The sequence below is a fragment of the Candidatus Nitrotoga sp. BS genome (assembly GCF_927797785.1).
Taxonomy (GTDB): domain Bacteria; phylum Pseudomonadota; class Gammaproteobacteria; order Burkholderiales; family Gallionellaceae; genus Nitrotoga.
This window is the reverse complement of record NZ_CAKMLL010000061.1, coordinates 1-21718: the sequence shown is the minus strand read 5'-3', so window position 1 is coordinate 21718 and position 21718 is coordinate 1. Positions and strand designations below refer to the sequence as shown.

The following is a 21718-nucleotide window of genomic DNA, read 5'->3' as shown; positions in this document are numbered from 1 at the left end:
TATCCCTTCTACCGCCCTCTTCATTCATTCCTCTATCACGGCCGTGGTATACACTTCTTGTACATCGTCAAGATTTTCCAGTGCGTCCAATAGCTTTTGCATGCGCACTGCATCGTCACCAGTAAACATCACTTCGACAATAGGCTTCATAGTGACCTCTGCTATTTCCGGCTTAAAGCCGGCTGCTTCCATGCGCTGTTTCACTTCGACAAAATCATTGGGTGCGGTGATAACTTCAATGCTGCCGTCATTATTGCTCACTACGTCCTCTGCTCCCGCGTCCAATACTACTTCCATTAGCGCGTTCTCATCAGTGCCAGGTGCAAAAATCATCTGCCCGCAATGTTTAAATAAAAATGACACAGAACCATCCGTGCCGAGATTGCCGCCGTACTTGGTGAAAGCATGGCGCACATCGGCCACGGTGCGTGTTTTATTGTCGGTCATACAATTTACCATCACTGCTGCGCCATTGATGCCGTAGCCTTCGTAGCGAAGCTCAATATAATCCACACCGTCCAGTTCACCGCTGCCGCGTTTAATGGCGCGCTCCACATTATCTTTCGGCATATTCTGGTCATAGGCTTTTTCCATCGCCAAACGCAGGCGCGGATTAATGGCCGGATCGCTGTCGCCCAATCTGGCCGATACGGTAATTTCCTTGATCAGGCGTGTAAAAATCTTGCCGCGCCTTTCGTCCTGACGACCTTTGCGGTGCTGAATATTTGCCCATTTACTATGACCTGCCATGATATTTTCTCCGTTGACTGATTCCCGTAGCTTAAACGCTGCAAGGATTGACATCCTGATAAAGTAGCGCGGATTTAAATTCGAAGTGCAACAGTTGATAAAAATTATTACATGTAACTTTTCAGTGTAGCGCACCTTCTTCTTGAAGAATACCTGAAATAATGCTCTGTATCCCAGCACTTTGTAAGATCAATGCTTGAGGCAGACTCACATCCATTACACCTGTTTTAGATGTCTTGGCATCATGGCGTTGGTTAACTTCCGTTTACACAACCTTACAATCCCTATGAGTATCGTATTCTCGATAATATTTTTCCAACATGGTTTATCTACCACTAATGCTGCAGCGGCTACGATAATTGAACTTGCAGGCAAAAATACCCCCGATGATTAAGTCCGACAGGCATGCTAGCCATGCCTGTTTCTTCATTCCACCTCTCTCCCTTGCAAGAGGGCGGAGTAAACGATACGCTGCACGAGTTGCACGTTAAAGAAAAGTGGGAGGATAAAACGTTGATGGTATGCGACTATTATCATAACTGATGGGTGAAATTTATGAATCGAGCGATGCTGCTATGAAAGTACTTGTGATCTTAGGACATCCACGTAGCCCCAGCCTATGTTCAGCTCTTGCAACTGCCTATGAAAATGGCGCACTAGCGGCCGGAGTGGAAGTTGAAAAGATAGATTTGGGAGCGATAGACTTCGACTTTGATGTACACCTGATCTCGCCTCGAGATCAGCCTCTGGAACCTGGTCTGGAACACGCCTTGCAGCTTATCAAGTGGGCAGATCATGTGGCTTTTATCTATCCTGCCTGGTGGGGAGTAGGGCCAGCTCGTCTTAAGGGGTTTCTTGATCGGGTTCTATTACCGGGATTCGCTTTCAAAGAATGTGAAGACGGCCACTTCGAGGGATTGCTGACCGGCAAGACAGCTCATTTAATTACCACTTTAGATATGCCACCTTGGGTATATCGATTTATCTACCGCGCCCCCGGTCACAATGCCATGAAGCGATCCACGTTAGGCTTCTGTGGCATCACTACTACTTGCATTCTTGCGCTGGGTCCAGTCAAGGACTCAGAGCCGGTTCGACGAGCCCAGTGGTTGGAGCAAAGTCGAGGGCTCGGTTTTTCCTTAAGGAATGGTGCCTCAAGCTATACCGACCGTATTACCACTAAGCTCAAAGCTTGGCTCAAGGCGTTACGGCTCCAATTTTATCCGATGACCTGGATGGCCTATACGGTAGGCGCATTGGGAGCGGCATTGATCAGTGGAAATTGGAACCTATGGGTCTATTGGCTGGGTTATGCCTGCCTGTTCTTCCTGGAAGCAGCCACAGTATTTACCAATGATAGGTTCGACTATGAAAGCGACCGGTGCAACCGCAATTTTGGCCCCTTTACTGGCGGCTCTCGGGTACTTGTGGATAAAAACCTAAGCTTCAGTGAATTACGAGTGGGCATCGTGATGTCATTAATGGCCGCCGCGGCCTGTGCGGGCTTGTTAGTGGATGACCTCGCAGGTAACAGTGCTGTACCTATCGTTATACTCATAATGACAATATTAGGGCTGGGTTATACGGCACCTCCCCTGAAGCTCGCTTGGCGAGGGTTGGGGGAGCTCAATGTGGCTCTCACTCACAGTTTTGGTGTAATACTCTGTGGCTACATATTCCAGGGCGGAGCATGGAACAGTTCCTTTCCTTGGCTTATTAGCTTGCCACTGCTTCTGGCAGTGATGCCGGCCATCATCCTTTCCGGTATCCCAGACCTCGAGGCAGATAAACAAGCTGGAAAGCGCACCTTGGTGGTTCGTCTAAGCCCAGGCAGGGCAGCGCTGCTAGCTATGATACTGGCCGCGGCGGCACCATTGGTCGTTGTGCTCATCAAGGATCAGCCAGCTTTGCACGGAAGCTTTCAAGGATTGCTACCGTGGGTGCTTCCCCATGTTTGCCTGCTCGGATTTCTGATTTACCGCAACTGGAGACAACAGCGGCTAGGCGGCCGCATCGACGGACTGATGGTGGCATCGTTAACATATATTATTTGGTTTGGATTGATCCCCTTGTTACATTTGAAATGAGCTTGAATTATATTTATCCAAACCGAATTAAATACTCGATTTTGGTTGAGTGGCTATGCACGATTGGTAAGACGATATTAAGCAAGCTGATCACATTGTGCCGTCGTCCTCGAACAACAGGTAGGTTTCAAGCGATGGCTGCAACCTGAAATGGTACAACTACATAGCGGACACCTCGATAAATAGAATATTGTGTGCCTACTTCATTGTCACGTCATTTTAAAGAACAGTGGCCCTTTATCCGCTTGCTTTTCTGTTCATTACTTCGTTCACAGACCCTGCTGCGATGTGCTGAACCAAGTTGTAGAAAATAATCGGAACCATTACATTTGGGTAAGAAGATAAAGCGAGTGATGCCAATACCAACCCCGTCCCGTTATTGTTCATACCCAGTCCGAACATAAGTGAGACGCGCTCAGCTCGATCCAACTTGAACAAGCGGCTCATACCATACCCTACAGCAAACAAAGTTAAGCATAGTCCTGCAGAAATGACCATTGTGATGGCCAAGAAATCGTAATCCTGTTCAGCTATGGCTTGAGGCAATGATACTGCAGCATTTGAGTAATTCAACAACAACAAAACAATGCTATTGATGAATTTCAGATAATGCATTCCTCCAACTATCCAGTCTTCGGAGACTATAAAGCGCACCGCAATGCCTAGCAATGATGGTAGGACCACCCAAAGACCTAGAAACGCTCCAGAGCCATATACTGCCAAACCTTGCAAGACCGTCTCGAACTTTTCCGAGGCCATTTCACCAAAAATGTTAAACATTACCGGAGTGATCATGGGGCTCAGAAGTGTGGAGAAAAGTACTAATCCCAGGCTTAAAGCCAAATTTCCATTAGCGTTTTGTGCCCACGCTGTAGACCCTCCAGCAATCGGCATCGCGGCAACCAATGCTAGACCCACAAGAATGTATTGGACTTCTACCGGCTCAGTCCAAAGCCGCATTAAGAGCGTTACGCCAAAAATATAGATAATTGGGATAATTACGTTAGCAATTAATCCGGCCAGTAATACAAATTTTTTTTCAAAATATTTTTTAATATGGGAAATCTGCAACCCTAGGCCAGCATTGAACATGAGTATGGCGAGCATCATCATTAGCAACGATATATTCATTTTTTGCTGGTATATAGTGATCTCACCAAAAGAAATATTCCTTATCCTGAGACCGGGAACCGGCAAAACAACGGCAATAACATATACAGCGATCAAGAACCAGAGCAGATGGCGTTGGAGGAGTTGAGAGATCGAAAGAAAATTCATTATATGTTTTGACTGAATCTATTGAGATTTGGCAGCGAGAAATTCAACCTTTGATTGCCCGCTCCACTGCCATAACCCGCGCCTCGCGTACCTTGTCAGCAATAGTATTTTTATCCTCACATTGCTGCGCAATCTCTCCTGCATTCACCGTCAGTGCGGCCTGTAACATTCGCAATAGATAACCTGCCTGTGGATAAACATCCTGTTCGTGACCGGTTCGCCCCCGCGCATCTGACGCGCATGCCTGCAACAAGTGTGTGAAGCGTTCCGGCCTGCGCCAAGCATCGCAACTCTGCAATAGGGCGACAATGGTATCGGGGCGTAGCTCAGGGGCACGATGCACATTCCCGTGATAGCGTGCCACCAGTAAGCCGAGGTCGCGGCATTCATTTGTTACGCGCAGACGCACACACAAGGTACGCAGCAACTCTACACTGCGCACCTCATGGCCAATGTGACGCGGTAAAATGTCTGTCGGCGTATTCCCCTTGCCGAGGTCGTGTGTAAGCGCAGAAAAACGCACTTCCAGTGGGTAATCATGTTGTGCCGCATCGTCCAGCACCAGCATGGTGTGTATGCCGCAATCTATTTCCGGGTGATATTTAGGTGGCTGTGGCACGCCGAACAGCGCGTCCACTTCCGGCAAGATTTTCACCAGCGCACCGCAATCACGTAGCGTGAAAAAAAAGCGTGAAGGTACTTTTTCCATCAGACCACGCGCCAATTCTTGCCACACTCGTTCCGGGACCAACGCATCCACCTCACCATTTGTCACCATTGCGCGCATCAGTGACAAAGTTTCCGGTGCTATGTTGAAACCGAAACGTGCCACAAAGCGCGCTGCACGCAAAATCCGCACCGGGTCTTCACTGAATGCCGAGCTGACGTGGCGCAAAATTCCGGCTTGCAAATCGGCGATGCCGTTATAGGGGTCAATTAACGTACCGTCTTGGTCACGTGCAATGGCGTTAATGGTAAAGTCGCGGCGCTGCAAGTCTTGCTCCAGCGTTACGTCCGGCGTGGCATGGATGGTAAAACCCCTATAACCGGGCGCAGTTTTACGCTCGGTGCGTGCTAGCGCATATTCCTCGTGTCTTTGGGGGTGCAAGAACACCGGAAAATCTTTGCCAACCGGCTTATAGCCACGTGCCACCATATCTTCCGGCGTACTTCCTACCACTACCCAATCATGGTCGTTCACTGGTAGGTTGAGCAATTCATCGCGCACAGCACCGCCAACACTGTAAATTTTCAGGCCGCTATCTTTCATCAGAAATAACCTAAAGGCTAATTACATCCTTTGCCGCAATCACACCCAAACGTTGCTTGAGGGAAAGCGTTGGATGGCCGAAAAGCCGAGAATAATGCATGGTATTGCTCATTACCTTTTTTACGTAAGCGCGCGTTTCGTCAAAGGGAATGTTTTCGATGTAAATGGCTCCTTCCAATGCGCTTTCCCCACGCCATTTGCGGGCGCGTGAAGGTCCAGCGTTATAGGCGGCGGAGGCCAGCACCGGACTATTGTCTAGTGACGATAGCACCGTTTTCATGTAATAAGTGCCAAGCTTGAATTGAGTATCTAGTTTACTCAAAAGTGTCTGGCGATAACTTTTCATTCCTATCTTTTGCGCTATCCAGCGAGCAGTAGCAGGCATGATCTGCATAAGACCTGTCGCGCCTACTGGCGATTTGGCCTGATGGATGAAACGACTCTCTTGCCGCATCAAGCCATACACCCAAGCTTCTTCCAGTTCATTATTGCGAATATGGCTCTGTAATGCTTCCCGGTAAGGCGCGAGATAACGCAGGCTGAAATCATGTATCTGCACTGTACGATCGGCGGTATTAATAGCATGGTCATACATCTCGTTACGGCGCGCAATTTCAGCTGCCACCAATAGCTGTTTGTCGTCAAGTTTGCGCAGTGCCCATGCCCATTCTCTGGCCGCGTCAGTGCGCAAATCCATACGGTATAATGCTAGTGCCCGCTGAATGGCGGGCTGCGCCTGCATTGCATTTATTGTCGCTTTGCTAGGCTGATAGTTGGCAGGCGTAGTTGCGGAAAGCACTAGTCCGATCTCATCGATGGAAAGTTGACCGTAATAATCATGTTCGCGGCTCAATTCAGCAAACAACACATTTGCTTCTGACAAGTTTCCCTGTGCTTTCAGAGCACGCGCCTTCCAATAGCGCCACACACTCTCGCGCTGCTGTTGCGGCGTCATGGCATTAATGCTCGCCCCTACTTCGAGCCAATCCTGCGTAAGCAACGCTGTTCGGGCACGCCATGCCAGCTGCTGTTCAGTCAGAGGACCTTCACCTGCCGCCTTGTACCATTCCAGCGCGCGCACATCTCGTTTACGTGCTGCTTCGTAACCTAACCACCCATAAAAATAATGCTGTTCATCCGCAGTAAAATAGGCTGCTTTGCTTTCCCACTGTAAATCGGCTAATTGTGGCGACTGTTTGGCAAGCCGTTGCAAGGCAAATATCGCCACTGTGCGTAGAGCTTCAGAGGCGTTTTCTAGCTTGGCCGTTGCAAGATATCGCACTTGATCAGTGGCAGCACTATCCAGTTCGGATGAAGAAAGGGCGCGGTTGGCAGGCAACTTTTCCGAAAGCTGTTTAGCTAATGTCAGATTGCCTGCCTCCAATGCCAGGCGCAAGCGTAGCCATATATCCGATACACTAATGATACCGCTACCAATTGCCATATCAAACAAGGGAGTGCAGCTCTCCGGCAATTCCGAGCTACCGGTTAACCACAGGTTGCGGGCCTCCTGCAGTATGGGTTCCTCCTGCAGATGTTGGCGCGATCGCATTTCATAACAGGTCAGATCTACCTGTTTACCCACCAAGCGTGGGTACTCGGTCGAAAACTCGTCCCATTGCTGCCTTTCCCCAAGCAACTTCAACCATTCCGCGCGCAGGCGGTTAATCACTGGAGTCTCATCGGTGCGCGCCAAAAATTTCTTGATATCGGCGACGCTTGCCGTTTCTAGTTGCATACGTAACTGGTAATAAGCTAGATAAGGCTCTAGCGGGGAATGCTTTAATCGCTTGGCCATATGGTCAAGTTTCACTAAATCACCTTTACGGAATGCATCCCGCGCGGCGAGAAAATCCGCATCCTGATTTGCTATCGCCAAAGCAGGAAAAAAAATCAATACAAACAAAAAAAACTTTGGAAAACGCATGGGTAATGCCCTTATAGAATTCCGTTTAGCCACCTTAATTCCCGACTGACTTTCAAGTTTTCCCATGGCGGGTAATTTCCCCACTTAATATTGCAAATGAGCTCATTTCACCTACTTATCGGTAGCCAATGTTTGAAACTTGAACTTGACGTGGCTTGTTGTCTAATTGATCACTTGATCAATTGATTAACCTCGTAGACAAGTTTGGTATTTTAGCAGATACGATAACCGTGCATCGCCAACGAAAAGCACTTACTTCTTCACTCTTAATCGGGCTTGATTGTATTTTGATATATTGCTGCTGTATATCGTGACTTACGAACGGCCATGGGAAAACTCAGTTTCCGGACTCGAGAAAATATGCACTGACTTTACGCCACCTACATCCTTCTCTACTGCGCCTTCCACAACGCTGCGTATTAGATAGTCAGTTCTGATTTCGTAATATTGCCAGATCATTACATATGCCAGATAAACAGAGTGGAATGATGCAGATCATTCACCTGCACGATTTCATGGTGTGCTTGATCAAGTACGGTAAAGGTACTGCTGATAAATATTGTGCCAGAACGCATTTCTGAGCGTGCCTTGTTCCAGAGCTTTTCCATCGGTACGGGTGAGAGGTAGGCAAACACCACGTCGTACTGCGACAAGTCGCAATCCCATAGACTGCCCCACTTTACTCGGCAGTTGCGATGACTGCCTAACTTGATACGCAACCAACTCCAGAAAACAGGTAAGGGTGCTGCCTCCACGCCGATGTATCGTCCGTCCGGGCGAGCACTGGCAAGATGCGTCAATACCCCGCCTAAACCGGAACCTAAATCAATGAAGGTAAAACCCGAATCAGTTTTAGCAACAGGCAACAAATGCTCCAAGGCATGCCACACTTTATTGCTGGAAAGATACAGCGGCACTTGCGTGCGAAAAGTACTCCAATACACAAGCAGTAGTATTAGAAATGCACCGAGGAAAAGAGTAGGCGGTAAATTGACTGCGAGCATCAACACCAAAGCGGGTGCAAACAGCAGTTGAATGACCAACCACCACTTGGCAAGTCCGGCAAAAAAACTGAACGTGGCGGCGAGCAGGCCACAAAGCACGGCAAATAAAAACGCTGAGTCGTGCCGTTCTATAACGTTTAGCGTCAGCAACGCAAGCACTACTGCTGCTGTTTGCAGTAGTAGTGCAACGATGGAAGGTGGGAGTTTTTTGAGCAACGACCACATAATTAAAGTTTTCAGGCAAGATAAGGCGCGAGTAAAAAATTTGAGCGCGGCATATAGTTGATATGTAAGCGATAAATTTTAAAGTAACACCGTATTATGACGAAACGAGTTAACCAGGCAAGCAGTAAAGTGGCTGTTCGAAAAATTGCGGCTTTTAGAGGCGCCCTACAGCCATCCCCTTCATAGAACATGCATCAAACTCGTTCTACAAACTCCTCGAATTCTGCCAGTGGCAGTGGGCGGCTAAACAGATATCCCTGATAGGCATGGCAGCCATTCAAATTGAGAAACGCTAGCTGCGCTTCGTCTTCCACACCTTCGGCAATGACGTCTAAACCGAACGTGCGTCCCATAAGGATGATAGCCTGCACAAGGGCTGCATTGCTGGGATTCTCGCCCAAATCACGGATGAAGGATTGGTCTATCTTCAATTGATTCAGTGGTAGCTGTTTTAGGTAGGCGAGTGAGGAATAAGCGGTGCCGAAGTCATCCATCGAAAAACTGATGCCGAGAGCCTTGAGAGCATTCATCTTAGCAACGGTATCATACACATTGTCGATTAGCAGGCTCTCGGTTAGCTCTATTTTTAGAAGCGTCGGATTAATTCCGGTTACTAAAATGGCCCGCTGCACCTGTTCGACGAAATCTGGCTGGCGCAACTCGAGCGCACTGGCATTAAGGGAGAGTTGCAGGCTGCTGGTGGCCGGATTGTCAGCCCAGTCACTGAGTTGCGCGCACGCCGTTTGCAGCACCCACAATCCAATTGGTAAGATCAGACCGGTTTTTTCGGCCAGCGGAATAAATTGTTCGGGAAGAATCAGGCCGCGCTCGGGATGCACCCAGCGGAGTAATGCCTCGGCACCGATAGCATGGCGCTCATTGCCTACCTGTATCTGGTAGTAGAGGCGTAGTTGCTGGCGTTCTAGCGCATGGTGCAGGTCGCTTTCAAGCGCGCTACGATTGATCAACGTGGCCTGCATTTCTGGGTCGAAGAAGCGCACGCTATTGCGTCCCTCCTTTTTTGCGTGGTACATTGCGAAATCGGCGTGTTTGAGCAGCTCATCGACTGAAGCTTCATGGCCGAAAAACAGGCCGACTCCGATACTGGCTGTACACCGTAACTCAATGCCTTCAAGCAAATAAGACGATGCAATTGCATCGCATACTTTTTTACCAACCAATCCGGCCTGATTGGCAGCTTCCTGAATATCCTCGCTTAAATTTTCCAGCATCAACACGAACTCGTCGCCGCCCAACCGGGCCACAGTATCGCCTTCGCGCACGATGGCATTAAGGCGGCGCGCGACTTCAACCAGCAGCAAATCGCCAATATAGTGGCCGCGCGTATCATTAAGATTCTTGAAATTATCCAGGTCTAGGAATAGAAGGGCGCCATAATGTTTGCTGCGACTGCTGGCCGCGAGCGCCTGCTTCATACGGTCAAGCAGCATGCGGCGGTTGGGCAACTGGGTGAGAAAATCATAATAGGCCAACCGGTGAATCTCAGCCAATGACTCGGGGTTGCTGGTAATATCGGAAACAATTCCAACGTAATGAGTGATGTTTCCATCAAGTGTAGTGACGGCAGTAATGGTTAGCCAATCGGCAACTATTTTGCCATTTTTGCGTTTATTCCACATTTCACCCTGCCAGTATTTCTGCTCATTCAGGGCTGTCCACATACCTTGGAAAAAATCTTTGTCATGCCGTCCTGAACTCAGTAGCGCTGGTGTTTTTCCCACCACTTCTTCCGAACTGTAACCAGAGAGGCGTGCAAAGGCATTGTTTACCCGCTGGATGACGCCGTGAGCATCGGTCACCATAATCCCCTCCTGTGACTCAAAGGCTATAGCGGCAATGCTGAGTGCTTCCTCGGCTTGCTTGCGCTCGCTGATATCGGTAAATGCGATGCGCACCAAGTGCTCGCCGTTGCCAGCTTTTATGTGCAGGCAGTCCAGATGCGCATGAAAGTTCTGACCATTACTGTGCTTAAGAACCAATTCGCAACTCTGCCGCTCATCACGTTGCAGAAAGCTCCCTAAAAAAAGATACCAGTTATCGGTGTAATCTTCTGCGATAAAATGTGCGAAACGGTGTAGTAGCAATTCCTTGCGATTGACTCCCAACAGCGCAGCGCCAGTGAGATTTACCTCGGCGATCAGGGCTTCGCTGGTGAGCGTAAGATAACCAACAGGGGCAAAATCATAAAGATCCATGTAGCGATCATGAGACGCTTCCAGTTCAATCTGTGCCTGCCACAACGTCTCGTTCTGTATCTCCAGTTCAGCCTTATACACTTGGAGCTCTTGTAGAAGTTCTTCGGCAGGGCGCGGCTTCCATAGTTTCTCTGGTACTTGGGCAAATTGCGTTTCAGCTTGCGCGTGTAACGGACTTAGTTCGTTTGGCTTCTTGCTCATGTGCTTTCCTGAGAGTCTGGATAATTCTGGCTTTATAGTGAGGCGAAAAAATTTGCCCAATTTACGCTCATTTTATGTGGACACTCTATTCTGGTCTTTATTATAGCGGAGTGAGCTTCGCATATTCCAGCGCCAGCCATTTCGTACCAGCTGTGCGAAACTTCACTTGTACGCGCATATCTGAATCACCACCTTCAATGTCGATTATTACCCCTTCGCCAAACTTGGCGTGATGAACCTCTTGGCTTATATGCCATGGTGAATTCTGCACACTAACACACTTTTTAGCCCCAAGCCCACTCATGTTTATGGGAGGAGGCTTGGGGACAAAAGCGGTTGAATAAGCAGGAGAACTGAAGTTATTGCGTGTCGCTATGCGTGGTGTAATCCAGTGCAACAACTTCTCTGGCAGCTCGCGTAAAAAACTGGACATCAAGCTGTAGTTCACCTGTCCATGCAGCATGCGGCTCTGGGCAAAGGAGAGATACAGTCTGCGCCGCGCGCGGGTGATAGCCACGTACATCAGGCGGCGTTCTTCATCCACTCCGGCATCCGCCATGCGACTGTTCTGGTGCGGAAATAAGCCCTCTTCCAGTCCACCCATGAACACAGTATGAAATTCCAAACCTTTGGAAGAATGTACCGTCATCAGGTGCAACGCATCCGCATTAGCTTCTGCCTGACTTTCACCTGACTCAAGCGCGGCATGGGTAAGAAAGGAAGTCAGGCTGTCGTCCTCATTCTCATGCACAAACAGGGTAGCGGCATTGATTAGCTCATTAAGGTTTTCGAGCCGTTCCTGAGCCTCGCGTTGTTTAACACCCGTTTCGTTTTGATAATGTGCAAGCAGCCCGCTGTGCAGAAGTATATGGTCGATGGCTTCCGGCAACGGCAGTTCACGCGTGGCGCCGGTCATCATTTCGATTAAAGTTACAAACGCCGCCACCTTGCCGCTGGTCTGTTTTGCCGCCTGCCACAGACTGATATTTTGCGCGCGTGCCGCTTCCTGTAATTGTTCGATAGTGCGCGCACCGATGCCGCGCGTTGGAAAGTTGATGATGCGCAGCAGTGCGTTATCGTCACCCGAGTTCTGTATCAGGCGCAGATAAGCCAGCGCATGCTTGATTTCCTGTCTTTCAAAAAATCTCAGTCCGCCATACACGCGATAGGCCACCCCTGCGGACACCAGTGCGTGTTCGATGACGCGCGACTGAGCATTGGAACGGTATAGCACGGCCATCTCGGCCAGATGAATGCCTTCGCGGTTGAGTTGGCGCGCTTCTTCAGCGATGAATCTGGCTTCTTCCGCATCGGTGGGTGCTTCGTAAACGCGTAATGGCTCACCTTTATTTTCCGAGGTCCATAAATTCTTGCCAAGACGACTGAGATTATTCTTGATTAGCGCATTGGCGGCATCAAGAATGTTGCCGTGCGAGCGATAGTTCTGCTCCAGTTTGATCACATTCTGAACATGAAAATCGCGCGTCAGTTCCTGCATATTGCCGACATTCGCACCACGGAACGCATAAATAGACTGGTCGTCGTCGCCCACCGCAAACAAAGCATTGTGTTGCCCAGCTAATAATTTTAGCCATTGATATTGCAGGCGGTTGGTGTCCTGAAATTCATCCACTAAAATATGGCGAAAGCGAGACTGATAATGCTCCCGTAATGATTGATTGCGCGTCAGCAATTCATAGCAGCGTAAGAGCAACTCAGAAAAATCCACTACGCCTTCGCGCTGGCACTGCTCATCATAAGCAGCAAAAATTTCCACCCTGCGGCGGGTGTAGGGATCAAAGGCTTCCACCTCATGCGCGCGCAGGCCCTGTTCCTTGTTTTTGCTGATAAAGTTTTGAACCTCGCGCGGCGGATATTTTTCGTCATCCACATTCAGTGCTTTCATTAACCGCTTGATGGAAGCAAGCTGATCGCCGCTATCTAGAATCTGGAATGTCTGCGGTAACATCGCTTCGAGGTGATGGGCACGCAACATACGGTTACACAGCCCATGAAAAGTACCCATCCATAGCCCGCGTATGTTGATTGATAGCATGGCGGACAAGCGCAAGAGCATCTCCCTCGCCGCCTTGTTAGTGAAGGTGACAGCCAGAATGCCATGCGGGCTGACTTGCCCGGTGCTGATCAACCAAGCGATACGCGTGGTTAGCACGCGTGTTTTGCCGCTGCCCGCACCAGCCAGGATCAGCGCCGATTGTTCTGGCAGGATAACGGCAGCACGCTGTTCTGGATTTAGGCCAGAAAGAAAATCCATTAGGGATATCCGTAAACAAAACGGGGAACCAGCAACGATGCCTGATTCCCCGCTTATATCAAATTAAAAAATTACTTATTTCTGTTCTGCAGCATCTCATGCATGATTGGAGAAAGAATCACTTCCATCGCCAAGCTCATTTTGCCACCAGGTACTACGATGGTATTCGAGCGCGACATGAATGAGTGTTGAATCATGTCAAGAATGTGTGAAAAATCCACGCCCTTGGAATCACGGAAACGAATCACTACAAAACTTTCGTCTGGTGTGGGGATGTCCCGTGCAATGAAAGGGTTAGAAGTGTCCACAGTAGACACGCGCTGAAAGTTAATATCAGTAAGCGAAAATTGTGGAGTGATGTAGTTAATATAGTCTGGCATACGTCGCAGGATGGTCTCTACTGTCGCCTCAGCGGAATAACCGCGCTCAGCTTGATCACGATGAATTTTTTGTATCCATTCCAGATTGACGATAGGAACCACGCCGATGCTCAAGTCAACATGCTTGGCGGCATCCACGGTATCTGTCTTCACCATGCCATGCAAACCTTCATAAAATAGCAGATCGGTACTGGCAGCAATATCTTCCCATGGCGTAAATTGACCAGGGCTCAAGCTGGTATTCAAACGCGCATTTAGTTCCTTCGCTTCAGCGTCGCTATGAATGTAATAGCGACGCTTGCAAGAGCCGGTATCGCCATAAGATTTGAAGGTCTCTGCAATTTTGTCGAAATGATTGGCTTCTGGACCAAAGTGGCTGAACGAATGATTGCCTGCCTTGCTAGCTTCAGCCACGGCAGCCCGAAACTCCATGCGATCCAAGCTGTGCAGGCTGTCACCTTCAATTACGGCGGCATTTATGTGTTCGCGGCGGAAAATGTTTTCAAAAGCGCGCTTGACGGTAGTAGTGCCGGCGCCCGATGAACCGGTCACAGCAATCACGGGGTGCTTGCGGGACATAGTAAAACTCTCCTGAAAGATATTAAAAAATTATTTTGGCGGCATTCTAGCAGAACCTCGCACCCCGAGGCATCTTAACGTATCACCATTTGCAGCCTTCCCTGTCAGTACATGAACAGATTAGGCAGGATTATGCCGTTATAATGTCGACTGGACGAACCAACGCAGAAATTAAAATGCAACAGGATTATAAACCGAAAAATATCGAAGCTGTCGCGCAACTATATTGGAATGAAAAGTTGACCTTCCGTGCGGCGGATCAATCTGAAAAGCCTAAATATTATTGTCTGTCGATGTTTCCGTACCCCTCCGGCAAGCTGCACATGGGGCATGTGCGTAACTACACCATTGGTGATGTGCTATCGCGTTATCACCGCATGAAGGGCTTTAACGTGATGCAACCGATGGGCTGGGATGCTTTCGGCCTACCCGCTGAAAATGCCGCCTTGGCCAACAACGTACCGCCCGCCGCGTGGACATATTCCAATATTGACGTCATGCGCACGCAGCTACGGAGCCTGGGACTTGGCGTCGACTGGTCGCGCGAGGTGACTACTTGTAAGCCGGATTATTACCGTTGGGAGCAATGGTTGTTCACGCGTCTGTTTCAGAAAGGGCTGATTTACAAGAAGACATCTTCGGTGAACTGGGATCCGGTTGATCACACTGTGCTGGCCAATGAACAGGTAATTGATGGGCGCGGCTGGCGTTCCGGCGCGCTGGTGGAAAAGCGCGACATCCCGATGTATTTCATGCGTATTACCCAATACGCCGAGGAGCTGCTCGCCGATCTGGACCAGTTGGAAGGCTGGCCGGAACAGGTCAAGACCATGCAGCGCAACTGGATCGGCAAGAGCTACGGTGTGCGCTTTGCTTTCCCTTATCAACTGGATGGCAAGCAGGACAAACTGTGGGTGTATACCACACGTGCCGACACCATCATGGGCGTTACTTTCGTTGCAGTCGCTGCTGAGCATCCTTTGGCGACTCGCGCAGCACAAGGTAATGCTGCGCTGACTGCGTTCATTGAAGAATGTAAACATGGCGGAGTGGCGGAAGCTGATATCGCGACGATGGAAAAAAGGGGGATGGATACCGGTTTGAAGGTCAGCCATCCACTCACCGACAAACTAGTGCCGGTATGGGTCGGTAACTATGTATTAATGGGCTATGGTGAAGGCGCGGTGATGGCCGTGCCTACACACGACGAGAGAGATTTCTATTTTTCGCAAAAGTACGCAGCTCAACTCCCTCCAGTTAAGCCTGTAATCGTTCCTGCCAACTGGGATGTATCCAAGGTCGGCGAAACCACGAGCAAGTCTGGAGCCCCTCGTTTACTTAATGCCACGGGAGCCGATATCAGCACTCCCATGGGCAACTACAGCAACTTCCTAGACTGGGAACAATGGAGTGAAATCTTCGAACAGAAAGGTATTTGCATAAATTCCGGAAAGTACGATGGCCTGAATTACGACCAAGCGGTTGACGCCATCGCCGCCGACCTCGCCGCGAAAGGTTTGGGCGAAAAAAAGGTGCAGTTCCGCCTGCGCGACTGGGGCATATCGCGTCAGCGTTACTGGGGCTGTCCGATCCCGATCATCCATTGCGTAAATTGCGGCGATGTGCCGGTTCCGGATGAACAATTACCTGTTGTATTGCCGGAGAACGTAACTATCACCGGTGCGGGCTCGCCGCTGGCGAAGATGCCAGAGTTTTACGAAACCACTTGCCCGCAATGCGGCGGTGCGGCAAAGCGTGAGACCGACACCATGGACACCTTCGTCGAATCGTCCTGGTATTACGCACGCTACACCAGTCCCGGTTGTACCACGGGGATGGTAGACGAACGTGCCCAATACTGGCTGCCCGTTGACCAATACGTCGGCGGCATTGAGCACGCCATCCTGCATTTATTGTATGCGCGGTTTTTTAATAAGTTGATGCGTGATGCGGGATTGTTCGGCGATACTGATCTTTCCTCAACATCGCAGAAAACGGGGGAGCTAGCGCTGCGACCAAAATCCATAGATGAACCTTTTGCCAACCTGCTCACGCAAGGTATGGTGATCGCGCCGACTTTTTTCCGCGAAGGCGCGGCGGGTAAAAAACTGTGGATCAATCCCGCCGAGGTGGATATAGAGACAGATTCGCGCGGACGTCCAGTCGGCGCAAAGTTGCGTTCCGACGGCCAGTCAGTTGTTATTGGTGGCACAGAGAAAATGTCCAAGTCCAAAAACAATGGAGTAGACCCACAGGTCATCATTGATCAGTTTGGTGCCGACACTGCGCGCTTCTTTATAATATTTGCAGCGCCACCCGAGCAAACGTTAGAGTGGTCTGACGCTGGCGTGGAAGGTGCGTTCCGTTTCCTGAGGCGGGTATGGAATTTTGCTTATTCAAATAAAAAAGAGATTGAGGTTTGCCATAGTCGCAGCAAACAAGAGTCTGTCGAATCTTATTTGCAGGCCATGAATAATGAACAAAAGGAGGTTTATAGAGAAATGCATGTAGTGCTTAAGCAAGCAAATTTTGACCTGCAGCGCTTGCAATTCAATACAGTGGCGTCAGCTTGCATGAAAATTTTGAAAGCGTTAGAACAGCAAATAGCGATAGTGACCCCCGGTATGAATACAACAGCAGCTGCCATCACAAACGGATTCAGTATCCTGCTGCGCCTGCTTTCGCCCATTGCACCCCATATCACACAAACACTCTGGCAAGAGTTGGGTTATGGCGATGATGTCCTGTCCGCTCCGTGGCCAGAAGTAGATGAAGCAGCATTAATACAAGACGAAATCGAGCTGATAATTCAAGTCAATGGAAAGTTGCGTGGTAAGTTACGCGTAGCGAAAGATGCCGATCATGACACGCTCAAACAGCTGGCTATGGCATGTCCGTCGGTTGAGAAGCTGCTAGCTGGTCAAGCTGCCAAAAAAATCATAGTGGTACCTGGACGATTGATCAACGTAGTAATCTAAATAATGGAAAGATGCCAATGCGCACAAATCTGCTGCTAGTACCGCTGTTGACACTCACCTTGCTCTTGGGCGCGTGCGGCTTCCATTTGCGCGGGCAGGGGCAAGGGGGAGTAGCATTCCCATTTCAGACTTTATTCATACAGGCAGCAAATACCAATGTACCCTTTATTCTTGATTTAAAACGTGCTGTGCAGTTATACGATGTAAAGCTTGTTGACTCGTCCAAAAACGCGCAACTGACGCTGCATATCGTTTCCGAAACGATGAGCAAACAGGTACTTTCCTTGAGCGATGCCGGACGCGTGCGCGAATACCAGTTGATTTACCGTGTTGTGTTGCATGCCGACGATAGTAAACAGCATGAATGGCTGCCCTCAGATGAAATTGTGTTGCAGCGTTATTTATCTTATGACAACACTCTAATTCTTGCTAAGGAAAGCGAGGAAAGGCTGCTATATCAAGACATGCGCAAAGACGCGGTACAGCAGACATTGCGCCGTTTGAGCCATGCCAAGCCGCCGCAAGCATCACAATGAAACTAGCTGACCCACAATGAAGCTATCTGAGGGGGATTTGTCGCACCACCTTGCCCAAGGGCTTGCGCCGTTGTATGTCATTCACGGTGAGGCGTTGCTGCTTGCTATCGAGGCTGCCGATGCCATCCGCGCTGCGGCGCGCTTGGCAGGGTATATCGAACGCGAATTGTTGATCGCCGAGCCAGGCTTCAAGTGGGCAGAATTGCGCAACAGCGCGCAAAGTTTGTCGCTCTTCTCTACGCGCAAGTTGGTGGATTTACGAATTCCTTCCGGCAAGCCGGGTGTGGAAGGTGCGCAGACCTTGCAGGACTACTGCCAAAAATTGAACGCTGACACAATCACACTGGTATCGTTGCCACGATTGGACAAGGCTGCCCTGGGTAGCAAGTGGTTTACTGCTCTGTCAGCGCAAGGGGTGGTCATCGCCGCCGAGGAAATTGCATTGAATGCATTGCCAACCTGGATTGCGAGCCGATTGAAACGTCAGAATCAATCGGCTGATGCGGACACGTTGATGTTTCTCGCGGAGCGGGTGGAAGGTAACCTGCTGGCGGCTTATCAGGAAATTCAAAAGCTCGCGCTGCTTTTCCCCGCCGGGCCATTATCTTTCGAGCAGATGCAAGGTTCAGTGATGGATGTGGCACGGTACGACGTTTTTAAACTGTCCGAGGCCATGCTAACCGGGGATGTGGCGCGTTATGCGCACATCCTTGATGGCCTGCGTGCAGAAGGCACGGCTACTGTTCTTATATTGTGGGCGTTGACCGAAGATATCCGCACCTTGAACAAGGTGTTACGCGCCATGCAGCGCAGTGGTAATTTGACTTCTGCGCTACGCGATGCGCGTGTATGGGGTACACGCCAAAAGTTCGTGGAGCGTGCTGCGCGTCGCTTCAGTCCGGTTATAGCCGAGCGCGCCTTGCGCCAGGTCGCGCACGTGGACAAGGTGGTTAAGGGTTTGCGTCGCGGCAATGTGTGGGATGAGCTGCTGCAATTGGGGATTCGCTGCGCTAATGTGAAAGCGGCATAACGCAAATGGATGAAATTCTTCTTGTTCTGACCAACCTGCCGAATCGTGAGAGTGCACAACGTGTGGCTAATGCTTTGATTGAAAGTCGCGCTGCTGCATGCATTAATATACTGGCGGAATGCACTTCGGTCTATCGCTGGCAGGAAAAAACAGAGACGGCCAGTGAGGTGCCACTGCTGATCAAAACTACCCGCGCCGCCTACCCGCAGCTCGAGGCGGTCATCCATGCGCATCATCCCTATGAACTTCCCGAAATCATTGCGGTCTCGGTTAACGCAGGGTTGCCCGACTATCTACAATGGATCGCGCGGGAAACATCCCCAACTTCTACCAGCCTTCTCTGAAAAGTATGAGGTTGAAAGGATTAGAGGTGACGGCTGTCTTGAATACAATTACTCACCATAAAGCCATTTAGAAAATAGAACATCCTCTTTTTACGTAGAGGCATTTGGTTCGTCAAATTACTCACTAATAGGTAACACCCACAAAGGTATTGAAAGCGATGCGTTTTTTACTATTGATATTGTTGTGTTTAGTTCCGTTATCTCATGCGGACAGTTTTCTGGATCGCTTGCCGCTGCTGGGCGGCGCGAAGAAAGCCGTTATCTTGCATCCGGATAAGGCATTCGGGCTGGAGGTCAGCGTACGTGATGAATCGACCTTGCTTGCCAACTTCAGGATTACGCCCGATTACTATTTATATCGTGACAAAATAAAATTTACAATATCAGGTGATTCTGCAAAAGCTGCGGACGTGAAAATTACGAATGTTTCCATGCCAAAAGGGGAAATGAAGTCTGATCCAAACTTTGGTGATATGGCTGTATTTCATCAGTCCTTTCAGGCGGTTATTACTCTAAAACGCAACAATAATACTACTCAGGATATTACGCTGGCAGCTAGTTATCAGGGGTGCAAAGAAAACGATCTTTGCTACGCACCGATTGATAAGCAGTTCAATATCGTGCTACCCAAGGCAAGTCTCGCATCAACTATTTCGCCACTGATGCAAGCTGCGCCGCAGACAGCACAAGGCGTTGCAATGCCTGCTGATTCCGAAAGTACGCAGCTTGCCAAACTCTTCAAGCAAGGTGGCTTTTGGCTGATCGTGACATTTTTCTTCGGCGCCGGGTTGCTGCTTGCATTCACTCCCTGCGTGCTACCGATGATCCCTATTCTTTCCGGCATCATCGTCGGTCATAGCTCACATCCCACCAAAATGCACAGCTTTCTTTTGTCGCTTGCCTACGTGCTTGGCATGGCATTAACCTATGCAGCGATCGGAGTGGCTGCGGGTCTGTCTGGTACGCTATTATCCAGTGCGCTGCAAACGCCCTGGGTGCTGGGCAGCTTCGCAGCCTTGTTCGTGTTGCTGTCTTTGTCGATGTTCGGTTTTTATGAACTGCAACTTCCCGCTGTCCTGCAAAGCAAATTGACCAACACCAGTAACCGCCTGCATGGCGGCCATTTGAGCGGCGTGTTTATGATGGGCGCACTATCTGCAGTTATTGTCAGCCCGTGTGTCGCTGCACCCATGGCGGCTGCGCTACTGTATATCGGGCAGACACATGACGCCTTGCTAGGCGGAACAGCATTGTTCGCACTCGCAATGGGCATGGGTTTGCCATTGATATTGATCGGCGCATCAGCTGGAGCGCTATTGCCCAAGGCAGGTGCCTGGATGGAAGTGGTCAAGCACTTCTTTGGCGTATTAATGTTGGCGCTCGCGATCTGGCTTATTTCACCGTTGATCCCGTTGAGCATACAGATGTTACTGTGGGGGACACTGTTAGTGCTCTCTGCCATTTATATGCACGCACTGGATGCGCTGCCAAATCATGCTTCAGGTTGGCAGAAGCTATGGAAAGGTATCGGTATTCTCGCGCTTTTGCTCGGTAGTGCCTACTTGGTCGGTGCACTCTCTGGCGCACGCGACATCCTGCAGCCGCTGGCAGCAATTGGTAACGGTAAGACAGAAGCGATCTCGACTCTGAAATTTGAGCGGATAAAAAATGTGGCTGAACTGGATACCCGCATTGCACAGGCGAATGGCAAGACTGTGATGCTGGATTTCTACGCAGACTGGTGCATATCGTGTAAGGAGATGGAACGCTTCACGTTCAGCGATGCCAAGGTGCAGGCTAAACTGAGAAATGCTGTGTTACTACAAATCGACGTTACTGCTAATAACGACGAGGATAAAGCACTGCTAAAACGGTTTGAGCTATTCGGCCCACCGGCCATTCTGTTTTTTGATGCACAAGGGCGCGAGCAGGATGGCCGCCGAGTGATTGGATACCAAGGTGCAGCGCAATTCCTCCAATCGCTGACTTATGTGGGGCTATGATCTTTAGATTATTGATTTCTACAGAATGGTGAGTTAAAGTAATTCAAAGTGTAAAACACCACTTTTCCATGATTATTGAATACCGCCTGTTTTAACACTGTTACTTAACATTGATTTTTTTAAAGGATATATTATGGCTGTAGTAACCGAGAAAGAGCTGACCGAATTACTGATTGGTATCATTAATACTCAAGTCGCAATCATCCATGCATTAAAAGATCAAAAGGACTATCACGCTGTAACAAAAGTAGTAGGTAGTGTTGGCATCGTTGCAGGAATAGAGGATGAAGGCACAACGGGTGGTGAAAACCCTGTGCGTCCACCGATGACTTTAGCCAGACTTCCGGCACATTTAGTTCTTAGAGCGCTTTCAGAACGTGGTTCATTTCCACAGAACATGGAACAGCTTGCTCATCAAGAAATTGGCATGCTTTTTAATAAGTAATAGCAGTCATTGCGCGGCTTCTGTATTGTTAACAATTAGAATACATGCTTTTCAAAATTGGCTAATTAATATTGAAAAGTCACGTTTTACTATTAAAGCTACCTATTTCTCATAGTGCGACGAAATATAGACTTGAGGGCGCCTCTAAAAATTCAATTTTCTAGACAAGACAAGGCGCGAGTAAAAAATT

General features: G+C 49.3%; 17 protein-coding genes. 8 read left to right on the top strand and 9 right to left on the bottom strand.

The window, feature by feature from the left end:
* Positions 1–24: 24 nt before the first annotated feature.
* Positions 25–750, bottom strand: a complete 726-nt coding sequence (locus tag MJ769_RS06905) for a YebC/PmpR family DNA-binding transcriptional regulator (RefSeq protein WP_239235588.1) — start codon at positions 748–750, stop codon at positions 25–27.
* Positions 751–1164: 414 nt separating this feature from the next.
* On the opposite strand from MJ769_RS06905, the gene MJ769_RS14435 reads away from it, so the two are divergent.
* Together MJ769_RS14435 and MJ769_RS06900 are read left to right on the top strand one after the other, a co-directional pair.
* Positions 1165–1293 (top strand): hypothetical protein, encoded by a 129-nt coding sequence (locus MJ769_RS14435; protein WP_256445698.1) that lies wholly within the window; start codon positions 1165–1167, stop codon positions 1291–1293.
* 32 nt (positions 1294–1325) lie between these two features.
* Positions 1326–2837: an NAD(P)H-dependent oxidoreductase gene (locus MJ769_RS06900; protein WP_239235587.1), complete on the top strand. Its 1512-nt coding sequence runs from the start codon at positions 1326–1328 to the stop codon at positions 2835–2837.
* Positions 2838–3074: 237 nt separating this feature from the next.
* On the opposite strand, the gene MJ769_RS06895 is transcribed toward MJ769_RS06900, so the two are convergent.
* The 8 genes from MJ769_RS06895 to MJ769_RS06860 form a co-directional block, all read right to left on the bottom strand.
* Positions 3075–4115, bottom strand: a complete 1041-nt coding sequence (locus tag MJ769_RS06895) for a bile acid:sodium symporter family protein (protein WP_239235585.1) — start codon at positions 4113–4115, stop codon at positions 3075–3077.
* 43 nt (positions 4116–4158) lie between these two features.
* Positions 4159–5370, bottom strand: a complete 1212-nt coding sequence (locus MJ769_RS06890) for a multifunctional CCA addition/repair protein (protein ID WP_239235742.1) — start codon at positions 5368–5370, stop codon at positions 4159–4161.
* 25 nt (positions 5371–5395) lie between these two features.
* Positions 5396–7378 carry a lytic transglycosylase domain-containing protein gene (locus MJ769_RS06885; protein ID WP_239235583.1) on the bottom strand — a complete coding sequence of 661 codons (1983 nt, stop codon included), beginning with the start codon at positions 7376–7378 and terminating at the stop codon, positions 5396–5398.
* 249 nt (positions 7379–7627) lie between these two features.
* Positions 7628–7771 (bottom strand): hypothetical protein, encoded by a 144-nt coding sequence (locus MJ769_RS06880; protein WP_239235581.1) that lies wholly within the window; start codon positions 7769–7771, stop codon positions 7628–7630.
* Complete coding sequence (locus MJ769_RS06875) at positions 7771–8541, bottom strand: class I SAM-dependent methyltransferase (RefSeq protein ID WP_239235579.1); 771 nt, start codon at positions 8539–8541, stop codon at positions 7771–7773. Before MJ769_RS06875 ends, MJ769_RS06880 begins: the two co-directional genes overlap by 1 nt.
* A gap of 194 nt (positions 8542–8735) precedes the next feature.
* Entirely contained in the window at positions 8736–10958 is a 2223-nt protein-coding gene (locus MJ769_RS06870; RefSeq protein ID WP_239235578.1) for a putative bifunctional diguanylate cyclase/phosphodiesterase, read from the bottom strand.
* 100 nt (positions 10959–11058) lie between these two features.
* Positions 11059–13233 carry a UvrD-helicase domain-containing protein gene (locus tag MJ769_RS06865; RefSeq protein WP_239235576.1) on the bottom strand — a complete coding sequence of 725 codons (2175 nt, stop codon included), beginning with the start codon at positions 13231–13233 and terminating at the stop codon, positions 11059–11061.
* 71 nt (positions 13234–13304) lie between these two features.
* Complete coding sequence (locus MJ769_RS06860; protein WP_239235575.1) at positions 13305–14192, bottom strand: phosphoribulokinase; 888 nt, start codon at positions 14190–14192, stop codon at positions 13305–13307.
* 176 nt (positions 14193–14368) lie between these two features.
* On the opposite strand from MJ769_RS06860, the gene leuS reads away from it, so the two are divergent.
* The 6 genes from leuS to MJ769_RS06830 all read left to right on the top strand — a co-directional run bounded on the left by leuS (position 14369) and on the right by MJ769_RS06830 (position 21528).
* Positions 14369–17170 (top strand): leucine--tRNA ligase, encoded by a 2802-nt coding sequence (gene leuS / locus MJ769_RS06855; protein WP_239235740.1) that lies wholly within the window; start codon positions 14369–14371, stop codon positions 17168–17170.
* 17 nt (positions 17171–17187) lie between these two features.
* Entirely contained in the window at positions 17188–17706 is a 519-nt protein-coding gene (locus tag MJ769_RS06850) for an LPS-assembly lipoprotein LptE (RefSeq protein WP_239235573.1), read from the top strand.
* A gap of 16 nt (positions 17707–17722) precedes the next feature.
* Entirely contained in the window at positions 17723–18736 is a 1014-nt protein-coding gene (gene holA, locus MJ769_RS06845; protein ID WP_239235571.1) for a DNA polymerase III subunit delta, read from the top strand.
* Between the two features lie 5 nt (positions 18737–18741).
* Positions 18742–19080, top strand: coding sequence for a divalent-cation tolerance protein CutA (gene cutA, locus MJ769_RS06840; protein ID WP_239235569.1), 339 nt, complete (start codon positions 18742–18744; stop codon positions 19078–19080).
* A 158-nt stretch (positions 19081–19238) separates the two neighbouring features.
* Positions 19239–21083, top strand: a complete 1845-nt coding sequence (gene dsbD / locus MJ769_RS06835; protein WP_239235568.1) for a protein-disulfide reductase DsbD — start codon at positions 19239–19241, stop codon at positions 21081–21083.
* Between the two features lie 133 nt (positions 21084–21216).
* Positions 21217–21528, top strand: coding sequence for a hypothetical protein (locus MJ769_RS06830; RefSeq protein WP_239235566.1), 312 nt, complete (start codon positions 21217–21219; stop codon positions 21526–21528).
* The last annotated feature ends 190 nt before the right edge of the window (positions 21529–21718 follow it).

Bases quoted from the DNA above. Each gene is read 5' to 3' on its own strand.
- MJ769_RS06870 (WP_239235578.1), bottom strand. From the start codon at position 10,958: ATGAGCAAGAAGCCAAACGAACTAAGTCCGTTACACGCGCAAGCTGAA.
- MJ769_RS06865 (WP_239235576.1), bottom strand. From the start codon at position 13,233: ATGGATTTTCTTTCTGGCCTAAATCCAGAACAGCGTGCTGCCGTTATC.
- dsbD (WP_239235568.1), top strand. From the start codon at position 19,239: ATGCGTTTTTTACTATTGATATTGTTGTGTTTAGTTCCGTTATCTCAT.
- MJ769_RS06830 (WP_239235566.1), top strand. From the start codon at position 21,217: ATGGCTGTAGTAACCGAGAAAGAGCTGACCGAATTACTGATTGGTATC.
- MJ769_RS06880 (WP_239235581.1), bottom strand. From the start codon at position 7,771: ATGATCTGGCAATATTACGAAATCAGAACTGACTATCTAATACGCAGC.
- MJ769_RS06905 (WP_239235588.1), bottom strand. From the start codon at position 750: ATGGCAGGTCATAGTAAATGGGCAAATATTCAGCACCGCAAAGGTCGT.
- MJ769_RS06895 (WP_239235585.1), bottom strand. From the start codon at position 4,115: ATGAATTTTCTTTCGATCTCTCAACTCCTCCAACGCCATCTGCTCTGG.
- MJ769_RS06875 (WP_239235579.1), bottom strand. From the start codon at position 8,541: ATGTGGTCGTTGCTCAAAAAACTCCCACCTTCCATCGTTGCACTACTA.
- holA (WP_239235571.1), top strand. From the start codon at position 17,723: ATGAAGCTATCTGAGGGGGATTTGTCGCACCACCTTGCCCAAGGGCTT.
- MJ769_RS06900 (WP_239235587.1), top strand. From the start codon at position 1,326: ATGAAAGTACTTGTGATCTTAGGACATCCACGTAGCCCCAGCCTATGT.
- MJ769_RS06860 (WP_239235575.1), bottom strand. From the start codon at position 14,192: ATGTCCCGCAAGCACCCCGTGATTGCTGTGACCGGTTCATCGGGCGCC.
- MJ769_RS06885 (WP_239235583.1), bottom strand. From the start codon at position 7,378: ATGGGAAAACTTGAAAGTCAGTCGGGAATTAAGGTGGCTAAACGGAAT.
- MJ769_RS06850 (WP_239235573.1), top strand. From the start codon at position 17,188: ATGCGCACAAATCTGCTGCTAGTACCGCTGTTGACACTCACCTTGCTC.
- MJ769_RS14435 (WP_256445698.1), top strand. From the start codon at position 1,165: ATGCCTGTTTCTTCATTCCACCTCTCTCCCTTGCAAGAGGGCGGAGTA.
- cutA (WP_239235569.1), top strand. From the start codon at position 18,742: ATGGATGAAATTCTTCTTGTTCTGACCAACCTGCCGAATCGTGAGAGT.
- leuS (WP_239235740.1), top strand. From the start codon at position 14,369: ATGCAACAGGATTATAAACCGAAAAATATCGAAGCTGTCGCGCAACTA.